Origin of the sequence: Mesorhizobium sp. M7A.F.Ca.US.011.01.1.1, from assembly GCF_003998295.1 — a bacterium.
Lineage (GTDB): Bacteria > Pseudomonadota > Alphaproteobacteria > Rhizobiales > Rhizobiaceae > Mesorhizobium.
On record NZ_RZRT01000001.1, the window covers coordinates 62,252 to 77,431 of the forward strand.

A 15,180-nucleotide genomic window follows, 5' to 3' on the forward strand; every position below is an offset into this window, starting at 1 on the left:
CAAGGCCGCCCAGGTGCAGCAGGATATCGCCACGGCCCAGGCCAGGCTTGATGCACTCAAGGCCTCCGACAAGGCAGCCAAGGCCGATCAGGGCCAGTCCGCGCCGTCCGCTGCGGCGTTGCGGCAGGCGGAATTCGATGGCGAGAAGACGACATCTACAAACGAATTCTGGATGTAGTTGGCCGATCGATTCGAGGTCAGGCCCTGCGTGCGATTTCGTGCGGCAAGGGATAGGCGCCCTTGGTGCCGCGCCAATGGGCGGCTGCAAACCCCAGGACGATGAGCGCAAATCCCTGATGCGTTAGCGCCATATGCAGCGGCACATGCATCAGCAGCGTGCCGATGCCGATCGAGGCCTGCACCAGCACAGCCAAGAACAGCAGCGTCGCGCGGCGCGCATGCGTTGTTTCAGGCAGCCGCCGGCGCGTGGCGATCACGTGCCACAACGCCACGACGAATACCGTGTAGGCGCCAAGCCGATGGACGAACTGCACCGTCTTTGGGCTCTCGAAAAAATTGCGCCATGCCGGCTCGAGGATCAGCAGATCGCCCGGGATGATCTTGCCGTCCATCAACGGCCAGGTGTTGTAGCTGAGGCCGGCGTCGAGCCCGGCGACCAGGCCGCCGAGATAGATCTGGATCAGCGCCAGCAGCACGATGAAGCCGGCCAGCCTCTGCGTCGATCCATCGGCGGCAGGCTCGGAATGCGGCGCCAACCCTCGCGCGACCACCATGGTGGCGGTGAAGATCAGCGCGGCAAGCGTCAGGTGGGTCGCCAGCCGGTACTGGCTCACGGACACACGGTCGACCAGTCCTGAAGCCACCATCCACCAGCCGATGGCGCCCTGCAGGCCGCCAAGCAGGAGAATGCCCACGAGTTTCGGGCCCAGGCCGCGCTCGATGCGGCGCGTCGCCCAGAAAAACAGCAGCGGCAACGCAAAGACCAGACCGACGCTGCGGGCCAGGACACGGTGCGCCCATTCCCACCAGAAGATCGACTTGAAGGCCTCGATGCTCATCCCCTTGTTGAGCTCGGCATATTGCGGGATCTGCTGGTAGAGCTGGAATTCCTCTTGCCACTCGGCATCGTTGAGCGGCGGGATCACGCCGTGGATCGGTTTCCACTGCGTAATCGACAGGCCGGAATCGGTCAGCCTGGTGGCGCCGCCGACCAGCACCAGCGCAAACAGCACCAGAAGCACCACATAGAGCCAGCCGCGCAGCAGCGCCCGGTTATGCAGGTCGCGGTCGCGGGCGACGTATGGCGCGGCAGCTGATATGGCAGCCATGATCTTGTCCCGGCAGGTTGATTTGGCGGATTGGTGGACCATCGCACCCGTGCTGGCAAGACCATACGGCGCGGCACGCCGTCGCGCCGCGTCTCACCGGTTGCACAGTTTCGCCTCAAGGCCTATGCGAGGCCAATACCCCTTGAGCCTGCCAAGCCGCCTGTGCAAATTCCGGCATACTCGATCAGGAGACCAACCATGCCCCTGCGCCTGAAAAAGCTGATCGGAATGTTTCTGCTGGTGGCGCTGGTCATCATCTATGCGCTGGTCGCATCGATCTTCGCGGTCGCCCGGCTGTCGGAGTCGGGTCCGTGGGTGCATTTCCTTTTCTTCCTGCTCAGCGGCCTGCTCTGGGTGCTGCCGGCAATGGGCATCATCAAATGGCTGATGCTGGAGCCGAGGGCCAAGCGCTAGGCGAAACCGCCAGCGTCAGATGGTGACGACCATCTTGCCGGCATTGGCGAGCGGCGTCGTCACGCCCGACAGCATGGTGCGGATGTGGGCGAGGCTCTGGTAGCGGCCGTTGACGGAAATGCGCGGCAAGGCATGCAGGAACCCGGCATGTTCGGCGCGCAGCACGCCGTGGCGCGTCGTCACGGCGGAGGTATAGCCGGCGTCGCGGGCAAAGCCCACTTCGCGGCAGCCTACGGCACTCGCATAGCCATAGGGGTAAGCGAAATGGCGGGGCTCTTCGCCCAGTTCGGCCCGCAACATGGCGCGCACGTCACCGACCTCACGCCGGGCATCGGCTTCGGAAAGCCGCTTCAGATTGCTGTGGTTGATCGTATGGGCGCCGATCGTCACCAGCGAATGCGCGGCGATGCGGCGGATTTCATCCCAGTTCATCAATGTGCGCAAGCGTGGGCCGTCGGAGTCGACGCCATTTGAGCGAGCCAGATCGCGCAACACCGCCTGCAGGTCCTCTTCGCGGATTTCGGAGGTGAGATAGGCGTGCAGGCGTGCATTGGCCTGCAGCTTCTTCGCGGGGGTCGAGCAATCGATCGTCAGGGGACCGTTCGGCCGCGTCAGAGTGAGGGTATCGCGCGCGTTGACGATGTCCTCGACAACGTCCCACCACAGGTCGGCGGTGCCGTTGATCAGCCCGGGCGCGACATAGATGGTGATCGGCGCGCCGTGCTTCTCGAGCACCGGCAGCGCCTCGACCATGTTGTCGCGATAGGCATCGTCGGCGGTGATCGTGGCAAACTGACCGCCTTTGCCGCCCGCCTTGATGCACTCCACTGCCTCGTCCATGGAGACGAAGGCATAGCCATGCGCCTTCATGTCGGCGATCATGGCGTCAAGGAAGCCGGGCGCGATATTCAGATGCCGGTTGACGCTGTCCGGCTTTTCCGGCGTGGCGGTAACACGGTGCAGCATCAGGATGGCGCCAATGCCGCCGATGAACGGCTTGGCCAGCGGTGCAAGGCCGGTATAGCGGGCGACGTTCAGCGCCAGTTTCCGGATTGCCTCCCCGCCGTCGATCATTCATTCACCTTTTGCGCCTAGGCTGATCCAAGCACGGAATGCGCCTATGCGAACCCCCAAATCGCGATCAATACGCCCTAAGGATTGAGGTATGGTTGACGCAACTGCGTCATTTGACGGCAATCGGCTTGCGGCGACCGAGGCGGCGTCGCGCCACTTGCCATGGGACCACGCCGGCCTGTCGATTTCAGTGGTGTCCGCGGACGGCCTCGCGGCCTATGCCGAGTTCTGCCGCTCGGCTCTGTTTGGGCCGGCGCAGAGTGCTGCCTGGGTCCAGAATTGGGCGGGCGAGACACGACCGGACCTGCTCGTCGCGACGCTGAGTGCCGAGGGCAAACCGGTTTTTTCGCTGGCGCTGGAGGTTGCCTCCAAGGGGTCGTTCCGGATCGCCCGCTTCATGGGTGGGCGCCACGCCAACGGCAATTTCGCCGCCGCGGACCCGAACTGGCTGGCCAAGGCGGATATACCGGCCCTCCGATCGGTACTGGCGGCCATCGCCAAGGCACACCCGGACATCGATCTGGTCGCGCTCGAGCGGTTGCTGCCCGATCTCGACGGCGTCGCCAATCCGCTCGCATCGCTTGACCATTTTTCCAGCCCCAATCTGTCGCTGGCCGTCGATCTCGCCGGCGGCTTCGATGCGCTGCTTTCCCGCGCGAGCGGCAAACGCAAACGCAAGAAGCACCGGTCGCAGATCCGGAAATTCGAGGCCGTAGGCAGCTATCGACGCATCGAGGCCCGCACCCCCAACGAGGTGGACACGCTGCTCGACGCCTTCTTCGAGATGAAGGAGCTCCGCTTCCGCAAGATGGGCATCGCCAATGTTTTTGGCGACGCGCAGGTACGCGGCTTCTTCCGCGCGCTGTTCATGCAGGCGCTTGCCGAGGACAAGCCTTCCTTCGTGCTGCACGGGCTCGAGGTTGCCGGCAAGCTGCGCGCCATCACCGGTTCAAGCCGCTCGGGCAAACGCCTGATCTGCGAATTCGGAGCGATCGCCGAGGACGATCTCGGGCACGCCAGCCCCGGCGATTTCCTGTTCTTCGACAACATCCAGGAAGCCTGCGAGACCGGTTTCGAGGTCTATGACTTTTCGGTCGGCGACGAGCCTTACAAGCGGCTGTGGTGCGATATCGAAACGCGGCATTTCGAAGTGCTGGTCCCCTTGACGGTGAAGGGCCGCATGCTGGCGCTGACGCTTCGGCAAGGCGCGCGGCTGAAAGCCTTCATCAAGAACAGCCCAACGATCTGGAAGCTGACCAAGGTGCTGCGCCGCAAAGCCGCCGGCCAGGCAGCGCCCTCGGAAGAAGATAGCTGACGCCATGAAGCCGATCATCCGCACACTGTCCCTGCAGGAACTGGCGCTTCTCGTCGACTGGGCGGCCGCGGAAGGCTGGAACCCAGGTCTTGAAGACCCGGCGATGCTCCAGGCGGCGGACCCCGAAGGCTTCATCGGCGCCTTTGTCGGCGACGACATGGCCGCGGCAATTTCGGCCGTGGCCTATGGAAGCGAATTCGGTTTCATCGGCCTCTACATCTCCCGGCCTGACATGCGCGGCATGGGCTACGGCAAGGCTGTGTGGGACGCCGGCATGAAAAGGCTCGCTGGCCGGACCGTCGGCCTTGACGGCGTCGCCGAGCAGCAGGCCAATTACCGGCGCAAGGGCTTCGCACCGGCCTACGAGACCATCCGCTTCACCGGGCGCAAGGCAGGCCCGGCGGTCAGGGACGATGGGTTGCGGATGATTACAACGCAGCTCCTGTCCGATGTCATCGCCTATGACTCCCATTGTTTTCCGGCGCCACGATGGGCCTTCCTGCAGCGATGGCTGCAGGAACCGCATCATGGACTGGCGGCGATCGGTTCGCGCGGCGTGACCGGCTTTGGTGTGGCGCGCCGCTGTCGATCCGGCTTCAAGATCGGCCCGCTGTTTGCCGACGGCATGGAAACCGCTTTGCAACTCCTGGAGGGACTGGCCGGTGCCTGTGAGGGCGGCGAGCTGCACATCGACGTTCCCGCCGATAATACCGGCTTCATAACTGCGCTCGATGCGGCCGGCTTTGCGCCGACCTTCACCACCACGCGCATGTACAAGGGTCCTGCCCCGGAACTGGCCCTGCAAAGGGTGTTCGGCGTAACGACGCTTGAACTGGGATAGATCGGGCGAACCGCAGAACGGTTCCGCCAAGCGATCCGCGGCTCCCTCAGGCAGCGGCGGTGCGCCGTCCCGGGACCGGATTGCCGGGCGGTTCGTGGCCGAGCGGCGTCACCAGCGTCAGGTCGGGGTAGCCGTTCTCGATCAGCTTGACCGCAGCCTGCGTCACCTCATCGTCGGCCTCCAGCATGGAGAGAAAGACCTCGGTGGCATCGCCGGTCAGGCGGCCGATGCCTTGCGCGTCGGCCGGTCCGCACTCGACCACGACAAGGTCGTAGGCTGTCGTCAGCGACTGCATGATGATCGGCAGCCGGTCGGCGGCACGCATGGCACGAACCGGATCGGCGGTTCCGACGGGAATGACGTGACAGTCCGAGTAGAGATCGGCGTGGATGACGTCGCTGAACTGCGCTTCCGAAGCGAGCAGGTTGGTGATGCCCGGGAAAAGGCCGCTGTCCAGCATCGGCCGCGAGGCGGCCCCCGACGCGGTGAGGTCCAGCAACAGCACGCGCAGCCCGGCGTCGGCGACCTCGCGCGCCACCAGGATCGCGGATGCAGCCGCCTCATCGCCTTCCGGCGAGACGAATATGGCGCGCGCCGCACCGCTGGAGATCAGCTTTTCAGCAGCTTTCTCGATATCGATCTCGCCCAGGGTGGAACGCGCCGGTTCGGGCTCGACAGCCGTTTGCTCTGTCGCCGCAGTTGCGGGCATTGCGACCACATCCGGCGCCTCGGCCATGGCCGGCATCGCGGCGGCATAGGGCTCCGCATCTGCTTCATCCGCAAGGTCAGGCAGCTCCCGGCGAACGACGGGTTCCTGCAGGATGGCAGGCTCGTGGCGGACAATTGGCTTGGCGACCGGCGGCTGCGCCACATGGGGCATCGCGACCTCATCGATCCGTTCGAAACGGGAACCGCTCGCCGGCCGCATCGCGCGGCCTGAAAACAGCTCCCGCAGAAGCGTCACGATGGCCATGATCAGCAGCGATGCGGCGAAAGCCGCGCCGACGATCGGCCCGACCTTCGGGAAATAGGCCTCGGAGGGAACCGAAGCCTTCGAGGCGATCCGGGCGTCGACGGGCAGATAGTTGCGATCCTGGCGCGAAGCGGCTTCGCGGTAGTTGGTCAGGTAGAGCTCGAGTTGCTGTCGCTTGGCGGTCGCGTCGCGCTGCAGTGCGTCGAGATCGACCTGTTGTTCGCCGGCCTGCGCCGAAGCGGCCTTCAACGTGTTGACGTCTGCGACAAGCTGGTTCTCGCGGGCCTTTGCCGTCTCGGCCTGCGTCAACAGGCCTTTCATGATCTTCTGGGCCTCGCTGCGGATCTGTGCGTCGAGATCGGACAGTTGCGATTTCAGCGCGCGAATGCGCGGATGATTGCCAAGCAGTGTCGTCGACAGATCGGCGATGTTGGAGCGCAATTCGACCTGTCGCTCACGCAAGCGCTGGATCAGGTCCGATGACAGAACCTCCGGCACGGCATCCAGCGAACCGCCATTCTGCAGCGCCCTGCGCACACCGTCGGCGGTCGCTTCGGCAGCGGCGCGGTTGGCGCGCACTTTCGACAGTTCGCTCGACAGTTCTGAAAGCTGCTGGGTGGCCAACACCGAATTGTTGCCACCCATCAGAAGATCGGACTGGGCGCGATAGGCGGCGACTTTCGCCTCGGCATCCTTGACCTGCCGCTGCAGGTCGGCGATCTCCGGCGCCAGGAAGTCGGCGGCGGCGCTGTTCGATTCGAGCTTGGCCGCCCCTTGTCCCGCTATATAGGCGGCGGCGATGGCGTCTGGTATGGCGGCCGAGAGCTTGGGATCTTCCGATGAGAACTCGATGGCAATGATGCGGGTCTTCTCGACGCCGTAGACGTTGAGCTTCTCGTGCATTTTCTTGAGCACGCGCTCTTCCGTCGGAATTTCCATCGGGTCGCTTTTCAGGCCGACCAGGACCAGAGCGCGGCTCAGCGCCGACATGTCGAGCGCTTCATTGAACTCGGGCAGTTTTTCCAGACCGAGCTTTTGCGAGACCTGCTTGAGGATTTCGTTGGAGGAAATGATCTGGACCTGGGTGGCGACGCCCTGCTCGTCGAGAATAGGCTTGTCGGTGTCGTTGTTGTTGCTGGCCGGCCGCGTATAGATGGATTCGCGCGGCGCGATCTCCACCTGCGTCTCCGCCTTGTAGTGCCGGGTTGCCAGCGAGGCAAAAGCGAAGGCCAGCCCGGTAGCCAACAGGACGACGAGGACTATACGCAGCCAATTCCTCGCCAGGCTGGCGAAGAGCTGCCTGAGATCAACGTCGACATCTGCGGCCGCGGACTGAACGGACATGCATCCCTACTCCGATACTGGGTCAGCACGCACCGTAAACAACTATGGTAACTCAGCCGTTAAGATCGCGGTAAGTTTCCGTTAGGGTTTACTGGCGGGCGACAAACAAAACCGCCAAAAATCACAAAAACTCTTGCCGATGCGCCTCGTGTCGGCGCTCCCTTTACCGGCCATTAACCCTAACAGGATGATAACGGACCTCGATCCCTAGAGTTGCTGCGACGTTGCAGCGACCAGTCGAAGGTACCTGTCCGGCCATGAAAAGCACTGCTTCCCTGTTTCGCGCGCTGCTTGCCGTATCGATGCTGGCTGGCTGTTCCAGCTACCGGCCGACGCCGGCGGCCTTTCATGAGGTGCTCGATCAGCCCTATCGTCTTGGCGCCGGCGACCGCGTCCGCGTCACCGTGTTCGAGCAGGACGGGCTGACCAATACCTACAGCGTCGATCAATCCGGCTATCTCTCCTTCCCGCTTGTCGGCGCCATACCAGCGCGCGGCCACACCGCGCAGCAAATGGAAAAGGAGATTGCCGACAAATTGCGGCAAGGCTATCTGCGCGATCCCGACGTTTCGGTCGAGATCGACCGCTACCGCCCGATCTTCGTCATGGGCGAAGTGGGTGCCGCCGGCCAATATTCCTATGTTCCCGGCCTGACGGTGCAGAAGGCGATCGCCATTGCCGGCGGCTTCACGCCGCGCGCCAACCAGGAAAGCGTCGACATCACCCGCGACATCAACGGCAAGGTGATGACCGGCCGCGTGGTCACCTCCGACCCGCTGCTGCCGGGCGATACGGTCTACGTCCGCGAACGTCTGTTCTGACAGATACCACGTGGCGGACAGGCTCAGGATCGTCCATTGCTTTCGCTCACCCGTCGGAGGAATTTTCCGGCATGTGCGCGACCTGGCCGAGGCGCAGGTCGCCGCCGGGCATTCCGTCGGCATCGTCTGCGATTCGACGACAGGCGGCGCGTTCGAGGAACATTTGTTCGAGCAGATGAAGGACATGCTGGCGCTCGGCATTCATCGCACGCCGATGCAGCGCCACGTCGGTCCCGGCGACCTTGCCTCGGCCTGGCGCACATACAGGATCATCAAGGAATTGCGGCCGGACGTACTGCATGGGCACGGCGCCAAGGGTGGCGCCTATGCCCGTCTGTTCGGCTCATTGTTGCGGGTATCAAGGTCTCGCGTAGCCCGCCTTTATTCGCCGCATGGCGGCTCGCTCCACTATGACGAGAACACGGTCATCGGAAAGCTGTTCTTCGCGCTCGAGCGCTTCATGGCTCGCTTCACCGACTATCTGCTGTTTGTCTCGGACTATGAGCGGCGGACCTATCGCCACAAGGTAGGCGAGCCGCCCATTCCCAACACCCTCGTCTATAACGGCCTGCGCGCCACGGAATTCGAGCCGGTGATCACCGCGCCGGACGCTGCCGACCTGCTTTACATCGGCATGATGCGCGACCTGAAGGGACCGGACATCTTCATCGACGCATTGGCGCTCGCCGGCCCGCGGTTCGGCCGCGCGCTGACCGCGGTGATGGTCGGCGACGGCGACGACCTTCCGCGTTACCACGGGCAAGTGAAACGCCTCGGGCTCGAGCGCCATGTCCGCTTCCTGCCGCCGATGCCGGCCAGGGAGGCCTTTGCCCTTGCCGCGCTTATCATCGTTCCCTCGCGCGCCGAAGCCATGCCCTATATCGTCCTGGAAACGCTTGCCGCGGGAAAGCCGATGATCGCAACCGCGGTCGGCGGCATTCCGGAGATATTCGACACCGGTTCCCCTGCCCTGATCCGACCTGACCCGATCGAGCTCGCCGACAGGATGAGCCAGGCGCTGGCCGACCCGGCCGCCTATCGCGACCTGATGCCCGATGGGGCCAACCTCAAGGCACGCTTCGGCGCCGATGTGATGGCCGCCGACATCGAGAAGGCCTATTTCGCCGCGCTCGACAGGTAGGCGCAGGACCAAGCCGTTCCAAAGCCATGCGTTGTTTCAAGGGTTTCTTAGCTCTCTTTTGCTATGACCGGGGGGAAGCTTGCGGAAAGCCCTCATGAACGAGATCGACCCCGCGCGCCGCTTTTCAGCAGAGGCGGTGCGTAAATTCGACGGCCCGGCCGATGGCGACACGCCAAGCGGCATGAACGATGTCGCCCGCCAGGTCGCCTCGCAGTACAGGCGCGATACGATGTCGCCGATCATGGTCAGCGGTGTCCTGCGCATGGTCGAATTCGGCTTGCTGTTCCTGTCCGGACTCGCCGTCTATTTCCACTATGTCGGGTTCTTCAACTATCTCGCCTGGCAATATCCGGTGACGATCGCAGCGGGCTCGTTCCTTGCCGTGGTGCTGCTCGACGTCACCGACTGCTACCAGATCGTCGCCCTGATGCGGCCCATCGCCAATTTCGGCCGCGTGCTGCTCGTCTGGGCCGGCACTTTCGCCCTGATGGCGCTGACGGCATTCGTCATGAAGATGTCGCAGGACTATTCGCGCCTTTTGTTCGGCAGCTGGTTCGTCACCGGCTTCGTTCTCATCTTCGGCCTCAGGCTGGTGATGTCGAAGCTGATCCGGGCCTGGGCGCGCGATGGCCGCATGGAGCGGCGCGCCGTCATCGTCGGCGGGGGCAAGGCGGCGGAAATCCTGATCCGCTCGGTCGAAAAGCAGCCCTACAACGATATCCGCATCTGCGGCATCTTCGACGATCGCGGCGACAAGCGCTCGCCGCCCATCGTCGCCGGCTACCCCAAGCTCGGCACCATTTCGGAACTGATCGAATTCGCCCGCATCGCCCGTATCGACATGCTGATCGTATCGCTGCCGCTGACCGCCGAATCGCGCGTTCTGCAGTTGCTGAAGAAGCTGTGGGTGCTGCCGGTCGACATCCGGCTTTCGGCGCATTCCAACGCGCTGCAATTTCGCCCGCGCGCCTATTCCTACATCGGCGCGGTGCCGATGCTCGACATCTTCGACAAGCCGATCAACGACTGGGATTCGGTCGCCAAGCGCGCCTTCGACATTGTCTTCAGCCTGATCGGCATCGTCGTGTTCTCGCCGGTGATGCTGGCGACCGCCATCGCCATCAAGCTCGACAGCAAGGGGCCGGTGCTGTTCCATCAGAAGCGGCACGGTTTCAACAACGAGATCATCGAGGTCTACAAGTTCCGTTCGATGTATACGGACAAGGCCGATCCGACCGCCAAGCAGACGGTGACCAAGAACGACCCGCGCGTCACCCGTGTCGGCCGCTTCATCCGCAAGACCTCGATCGACGAGCTGCCGCAGTTCTTCAACTCGCTCCTGGGTTCGCTGTCGCTGGTCGGCCCGCGTCCGCACGCCATCGCCGCGCAGTCGCATAATTTGCTCTACAACGAAGTGGTCGACGGCTATTTCGCCCGCCACAAGGTCAAGCCCGGCGTCACCGGCTGGGCGCAGATCAATGGCTGGCGCGGCGAGATGGACACCAACGAAAAGATCCGCATGCGGACGGAGTATGACCTCTACTACATCGAGAACTGGTCGCTGCTGTTCGATTTGCGGATCCTGTTCCTGACGCCGCTCCGGCTCTTGAACACGGAAAACGCCTATTGAGCGCGATCAGCCATGATCTGCCGCGCGCGGCGGTCAACGCCAAGCTGGTCGCGCTGATTTCCTCGGGCGCGGTCTTCCTCGGCATTCTGCTGTCCGGCTTCGTCATCAGCGAGCCGGCGCCCTATGAGCTCTACATGGCCGGGCTGATCGCCATCTGGGCGCTTTTCGGCTTGAGGATTTCCCGCGCGGCCACGCCGCTGCTGGTGCTGCTGGTGACGATGAACATCGGCGGCATGATCTCCATGACGCAGATGGCGGACCTTGCCAACACGCCGCTCTACCTCGCCGTGTCGCTGTTTCTCGCCTTCAGCGCGGTGTTCTTCGCATCGATCACCGCCGTACAGCCGAACCTCTACCGGCTGATCTTCATTGCCTATGTGGTTTCGGCCGTGGCCACCTCGCTGCTTGGCATTGCAGGCTACTTCCATGCCTTTCCGGGCGCGGAGATGTTCACCAAATACGATCGTGCCGCCGGCGCCTTCCAGGATCCGAATGTGTTCGGCCCATTCCTGGTGCTGCCCGGCATCTATCTGCTCTATCTGCTTTTGACCGGACCGGTGACACGCATGCCGCTGCTGGCGGTACCGCTGCTGATCATCACCGCCGGCATCTTTTTTTCCTTCTCGCGCGGCGCCTGGGGCATGTTCGCCGTCTCGGCTGTCCTGCTCACCGGCTGCCTGTTCCTGCAGAGCGCCAGCGGCAAGTTCCGGCTGCGCGTGGTGGTGATGACGATGGCCGCGCTGGCGCTGCTGGTCGTCGCCATGATCGTCATCCTGCAGCTGCCCGGCGTGTCGGAGATGTTCTCCAACCGTGCCCATCTCGAACAGAGCTACGACACCGCCCGCCTCGGCCGCTTCGCCCGCTACGGGATCGGCTTCCAGATGGCGATGGAGCATCCGTTCGGCATTGGCCCACTGGTCTTCGGCACGATCTTTGGTGAAGACACCCACGACATCTGGCTGAAGATGCTGATGGACTATGGCTGGCTGGGCTTCGTATCGTTCCTCACGCTCGTCGCCTGGACGATGGCAGCCGGATTCCGCATCCTGCTGCGCGACCGGCCTTGGCAGCCGTATCTGTTGTGCGCCTATGTCGCCTTCATCGGCAACATCGGGCTCGGCACCTTCATCGACATCGACCACTGGCGCCATGTCTACCTGCTGCTCGGCCTGATCTGGGGCGCCATCGCGCTGGAATACAGGCACCAGCGGCTATTGCGGCCGGCCTTGCAGGGCTCGCCGGCACCGGCATAAAAGTCGCGGGAGTGAAGGGCTTCACGCTGGCCTTCGGTGGAGATCCCGCCCGCCCTACATCACGGCGATGACAGCTTCGAGAGCCTGCTTGCCGAAACGGAATTGAACAGCTGCCCGAATACGAAGTTTCTGATGGATCTCCTGACTAGATCAGGATGACGTTTGGTTCATCCTGATCTATCTCTTTGTTGGAGCATGAACTTTTCCGAAAACCGGTTCCCACTTTTCGGGATCATGCTCTGGGCACTCTACATGCGCTTTACTCCGCTTCATTTGCGTTTTGAAGCGTCTGACCCAATGTAAGTCCAGTTCTCGACGGACGGTCGGTCCATGGCAAAATATGCTGTTGCGGCAAGAATGTCACATACTTTTATTAAGGTACCGGCTATTGTCGTGCCCGAGGGAATTACTTGGGTTGGGAGAAATACGTGAATAGATTTTTAGCAGCTCTCGCGGTTGCCGCCCTGTCGGCAAGCACGGCCTCCGCAGCCGACATGGTGGCGGCACCGATCGCGGGGTCGACCTATGACTGGAGCGGTTTCTATGTCGGCGGCCATGTCGGCTTTGCCAATGGCGACATCACGGCGACGGATGTGACTGAGCCCCTCGGCGGCTTTTTCACGGATTCGGTTCCCGCAGGCACCGAGGGCTTTGACTTCAACAAGGGCGGCGTGGCCGGCGGTATTCATGCAGGCGCCCAATGGCAATGGGGCCAATGGGTTCTGGGCGGCGAGGCCACCTGGACGGCAACGGGCATCCGCAAGACCATCACCAGCCCCTACTTTCCGGACAGCGACACCGAGACCGCCAAAATCTCGAATTATGCGACGGTCGTTGGCCGCGTCGGCTACGCCTTCGATCGCGTGCTGATCTACGCGAAAGCCGGTTATGCCGGCGGCAAGGTGGATTTCCAAGCCCGAGACAACGACGCCCTCGTCACCTACGAGAAGAATGAGTGGCAAAACGGTTATGCAGTCGGCGCCGGCATCGACTATGCCCTTACGAACAACCTCTCACTTGGCGTGGACTACACCCACATTGACCTCGGCCATAAGACGAGCACGGGCAACAACGTGTTCGATGACGGAAGTCTCGGTGATAACCCTGAGACGTATCGTACAGAGGCAAAGGTCGATGCCGTAATGGCCCGGCTAACCTACAAGTTCGGAATGGGTCAGTAGTCCATCGACATCATTTTCGCGGATCAGATCAAGCGAAAGGGGAGCTCGTCAGCGCTCCCCTTTCGTCGTAGCGGGTTGTCACATCGCGACGCGGAGACGCCAGCTCCAGACTAACTCCCAACGCTACCGTCCGGCACATGTTGTCGGGGCGGATTTGCGCGGTCGAGTTATCCACAGAACGACTCGCGAACACCTGCGGCCTATCCGTGGGGATATATGCCGCTACCTGCGTTTGGCTGCTGTTCGGTTCCGTTATGTTATTGGCATGCCTTTTTGCCCTTGCGCCGGAACCCTTGAGAATATAGGGCTTTGCGCGGTCCGGAGTGTAGCGCAGCCCGGTAGCGCACTTGACTGGGGGTCAAGGTTGCTCAGGCCGATTTCTTATTTTCTTTCAAGCCATTAAGTGCCGATTCCGTTCCGCCGGTGTGACTTCCGGTGTGATTTGCTGCATCCATGGCAACACGCATGTCCTCGATCATCGCGTGTGCGTATTTCGCCGTCGTGGTGATGTTTTCGTGGCCAAGCATTCGCTGGACCACCTTCATGTTGCCGGCACGTAGAGTTCGCGTGGCGGCGGTGTGACGCGTATCATGGAAGCGGAAGTTCTCCACCCCAGACTTGGCGCTATAGCGGCGCCAGGCGGTCTTAAAGCCTTCCATCGTGATGGGATAACGCTTGCCGCGAATAAGGCTTAGGCGCTTGCTCGTCCTTTTCGCGACATAGGTGAAGACTGCAGTCGAGTGGTTGCCCTGGAGGAGCGAAAGCAGCTCGTAGACGGCATTCGTCATCGGAAGGATGCGGGTCTTGTCGCCTTTGCCTACGACCGTAATGGTCCTGCCAAAGAAATCCACGCGCGACCAGGCAAGATCGACAATCTCCATCCGCCGGCAACCGGTCAGTATCGCGAAGCGCACAGCAGGTGCATAGTCGTCGCGCATGGCGGCCAGAAGACGCATCTCTTCATTCACGCTGGCCTCGCGCACACGCTCCTTCGGCTCCTTGAGCAAGTGACGGCTCCAGTCGATGTCCGAGACAGGCACCTTCCAGGTCTTCTTTGCACGCGTCATGATTCCGCGCAGAGGCACAGTCGCCGTGCGATTCACCGTCGCGTTCGTGACGCCATCATTGCGGCGCGTAGACACCATGGCTGCGACCATCGAATCCGTAATGCGGTCGAGCGTGACATGCTTGCCGAAATGGCTGAGAAGCCGGCCTAGGAATCGGAAGCAATTGTCGGCATTTGAAAGATGCTGACCTACCTCGTGCCAGTAGCGAGAGGTCGCGATCTCCAGGGTCATTGGACCTTCGGCGGTGAAGGCAGCAGCGATTTTCAGTTTGGCGCGTGCCTCTCGCCGCTTCTCATCTAGGATGCGTTCCGCCTGCCGCTTGTTGCTCGTGCCCGTGGCGCCTGAAAATCGACGACCGTGAAAGATGAAGTCGTAGTGATATTCTGGTTTGCCGTGTTTTCGATATACTGACACGCGTTCCTGCTCCGCCGCACGATGAACTGAAGCACGTCTTCTTGTCGGTAGCGTCGCGTCGGCCGCCTGCCATCGAGACCAATATTCACCCAAGGCACTTGGCTGGCGTCGGTAAGCCAACGTAAGTGCTTTGGGCTGATCGCGAGAAGTTCGGCCGCTTCGGCTGGAGTAAGAAGGCGCTGCATATGTCCAATTATAGCGGAGAACCAGAAGGACTGCGGTTTACGCTACGTCACTTAGCCATCCTAACGATCACCGGCCGCTCCCATCGAAGCTCCACTAGGCGCCGAAAGCGGATCGTTGCTCGCCGGCGGCATGGAATAGGTGCGCGCTCATCCACTCGCGGCTCTTGCCTGTTGGCAGCGCGCTGGTCACGGTGCCTACCATGCCGATCACTTCACGCAACCACTTACGCGGGTGGAA

14 protein-coding genes are annotated in these 15,180 nt (G+C 62.4%); 9 read left to right on the plus strand and 5 right to left on the minus strand.

Going from position 1 to position 15,180, the window contains the following annotated elements; translation table 11 throughout:
* Window positions 1–13 precede the first annotated feature (13 nt).
* Entirely contained in the window at window positions 14–178 is a 165-nt protein-coding gene (locus EOA13_RS37820; RefSeq protein WP_164779930.1) for a hypothetical protein, read from the plus strand.
* Between the two features lie 19 nt (window positions 179–197).
* Here the strand turns inward: EOA13_RS37820 and EOA13_RS00300 are convergent, their stop codons facing one another.
* A complete protein-coding gene (locus tag EOA13_RS00300; RefSeq protein ID WP_127288730.1) occupies window positions 198–1,289 on the minus strand; it encodes a COX15/CtaA family protein in 1,092 nt (363 codons plus the stop codon).
* Window positions 1,290–1,487: 198 nt separating this feature from the next.
* Between EOA13_RS00300 and EOA13_RS00305 the strand changes: the two genes are divergently transcribed.
* A complete protein-coding gene (locus EOA13_RS00305) occupies window positions 1,488–1,703 on the plus strand; it encodes a DUF2842 domain-containing protein (protein WP_013532215.1) in 216 nt (71 codons plus the stop codon).
* 15 nt (window positions 1,704–1,718) lie between these two features.
* Here EOA13_RS00305 and EOA13_RS00310 read toward each other — a convergent pair whose 3' ends face one another.
* Window positions 1,719–2,777: a polysaccharide deacetylase family protein gene (locus tag EOA13_RS00310; RefSeq protein WP_127288732.1), complete on the minus strand. Its 1,059-nt coding sequence runs from the start codon at window positions 2,775–2,777 to the stop codon at window positions 1,719–1,721.
* A gap of 91 nt (window positions 2,778–2,868) precedes the next feature.
* On the opposite strand from EOA13_RS00310, the gene EOA13_RS00315 reads away from it, so the two are divergent.
* Together EOA13_RS00315 and EOA13_RS00320 are read left to right on the plus strand one after the other, a co-directional pair.
* Complete coding sequence (locus tag EOA13_RS00315; RefSeq protein WP_127288734.1) at window positions 2,869–4,092, plus strand: GNAT family N-acetyltransferase; 1,224 nt, start codon at window positions 2,869–2,871, stop codon at window positions 4,090–4,092.
* Window positions 4,093–4,096: 4 nt separating this feature from the next.
* A complete protein-coding gene (locus tag EOA13_RS00320) occupies window positions 4,097–4,933 on the plus strand; it encodes a GNAT family N-acetyltransferase (protein ID WP_127288736.1) in 837 nt (278 codons plus the stop codon).
* A gap of 46 nt (window positions 4,934–4,979) precedes the next feature.
* On the opposite strand, the gene EOA13_RS00325 is transcribed toward EOA13_RS00320, so the two are convergent.
* Window positions 4,980–7,250, minus strand: coding sequence for an exopolysaccharide transport family protein (locus tag EOA13_RS00325; RefSeq protein WP_127288738.1), 2,271 nt, complete (start codon window positions 7,248–7,250; stop codon window positions 4,980–4,982).
* Between the two features lie 257 nt (window positions 7,251–7,507).
* On the opposite strand from EOA13_RS00325, the gene EOA13_RS00330 reads away from it, so the two are divergent.
* The 5 genes from EOA13_RS00330 (at window position 7,508) to EOA13_RS00350 (ending at window position 13,276) form a co-directional block, all read left to right on the plus strand.
* Window positions 7,508–8,071, plus strand: coding sequence for a polysaccharide biosynthesis/export family protein (locus EOA13_RS00330; RefSeq protein WP_013532220.1), 564 nt, complete (start codon window positions 7,508–7,510; stop codon window positions 8,069–8,071).
* A 10-nt stretch (window positions 8,072–8,081) separates the two neighbouring features.
* Window positions 8,082–9,212, plus strand: coding sequence for a glycosyltransferase family 4 protein (locus tag EOA13_RS00335; protein ID WP_127288740.1), 1,131 nt, complete (start codon window positions 8,082–8,084; stop codon window positions 9,210–9,212).
* 94 nt (window positions 9,213–9,306) lie between these two features.
* On the plus strand, window positions 9,307–10,842 hold the full coding sequence (locus EOA13_RS00340) for an undecaprenyl-phosphate glucose phosphotransferase (RefSeq protein WP_127288742.1): 1,536 nt from the start codon (window positions 9,307–9,309) through the stop codon (window positions 10,840–10,842).
* Window positions 10,839–12,095, plus strand: coding sequence for an O-antigen ligase family protein (locus EOA13_RS00345; protein ID WP_127288744.1), 1,257 nt, complete (start codon window positions 10,839–10,841; stop codon window positions 12,093–12,095). Before EOA13_RS00340 ends, EOA13_RS00345 begins: the two co-directional genes overlap by 4 nt.
* A gap of 410 nt (window positions 12,096–12,505) precedes the next feature.
* On the plus strand, window positions 12,506–13,276 hold the full coding sequence (locus tag EOA13_RS00350) for an outer membrane beta-barrel protein (protein ID WP_127288746.1): 771 nt from the start codon (window positions 12,506–12,508) through the stop codon (window positions 13,274–13,276).
* Window positions 13,277–13,644: 368 nt separating this feature from the next.
* On the opposite strand, the gene EOA13_RS00355 is transcribed toward EOA13_RS00350, so the two are convergent.
* Both EOA13_RS00355 and EOA13_RS00360 read right to left on the minus strand, forming a co-directional pair.
* Window positions 13,645–14,757, minus strand: coding sequence for a site-specific integrase (locus EOA13_RS00355; protein WP_245490272.1), 1,113 nt, complete (start codon window positions 14,755–14,757; stop codon window positions 13,645–13,647).
* Window positions 14,640–14,942 (minus strand): helix-turn-helix domain-containing protein, encoded by a 303-nt coding sequence (locus tag EOA13_RS00360; RefSeq protein WP_127288750.1) that lies wholly within the window; start codon window positions 14,940–14,942, stop codon window positions 14,640–14,642. Before EOA13_RS00360 ends, EOA13_RS00355 begins: the two co-directional genes overlap by 118 nt.
* Between the last annotated feature and the right edge of the window lie 238 nt (window positions 14,943–15,180).

Coding starts and splice junctions, on each gene's coding strand:
- EOA13_RS00300 (WP_127288730.1), bottom strand. CDS start 1,289: ATGGCTGCCATATCAGCTGCCGCGCCATACGTCGCCCGCGACCGCGAC.
- EOA13_RS00305 (WP_013532215.1), top strand. CDS start 1,488: ATGCCCCTGCGCCTGAAAAAGCTGATCGGAATGTTTCTGCTGGTGGCG.
- EOA13_RS00310 (WP_127288732.1), bottom strand. CDS start 2,777: ATGATCGACGGCGGGGAGGCAATCCGGAAACTGGCGCTGAACGTCGCC.
- EOA13_RS00315 (WP_127288734.1), top strand. CDS start 2,869: ATGGTTGACGCAACTGCGTCATTTGACGGCAATCGGCTTGCGGCGACC.
- EOA13_RS00320 (WP_127288736.1), top strand. CDS start 4,097: ATGAAGCCGATCATCCGCACACTGTCCCTGCAGGAACTGGCGCTTCTC.
- EOA13_RS00325 (WP_127288738.1), bottom strand. CDS start 7,250: ATGTCCGTTCAGTCCGCGGCCGCAGATGTCGACGTTGATCTCAGGCAG.
- EOA13_RS00330 (WP_013532220.1), top strand. CDS start 7,508: ATGAAAAGCACTGCTTCCCTGTTTCGCGCGCTGCTTGCCGTATCGATG.
- EOA13_RS00340 (WP_127288742.1), top strand. CDS start 9,307: ATGAACGAGATCGACCCCGCGCGCCGCTTTTCAGCAGAGGCGGTGCGT.
- EOA13_RS00360 (WP_127288750.1), bottom strand. CDS start 14,942: ATGCAGCGCCTTCTTACTCCAGCCGAAGCGGCCGAACTTCTCGCGATC.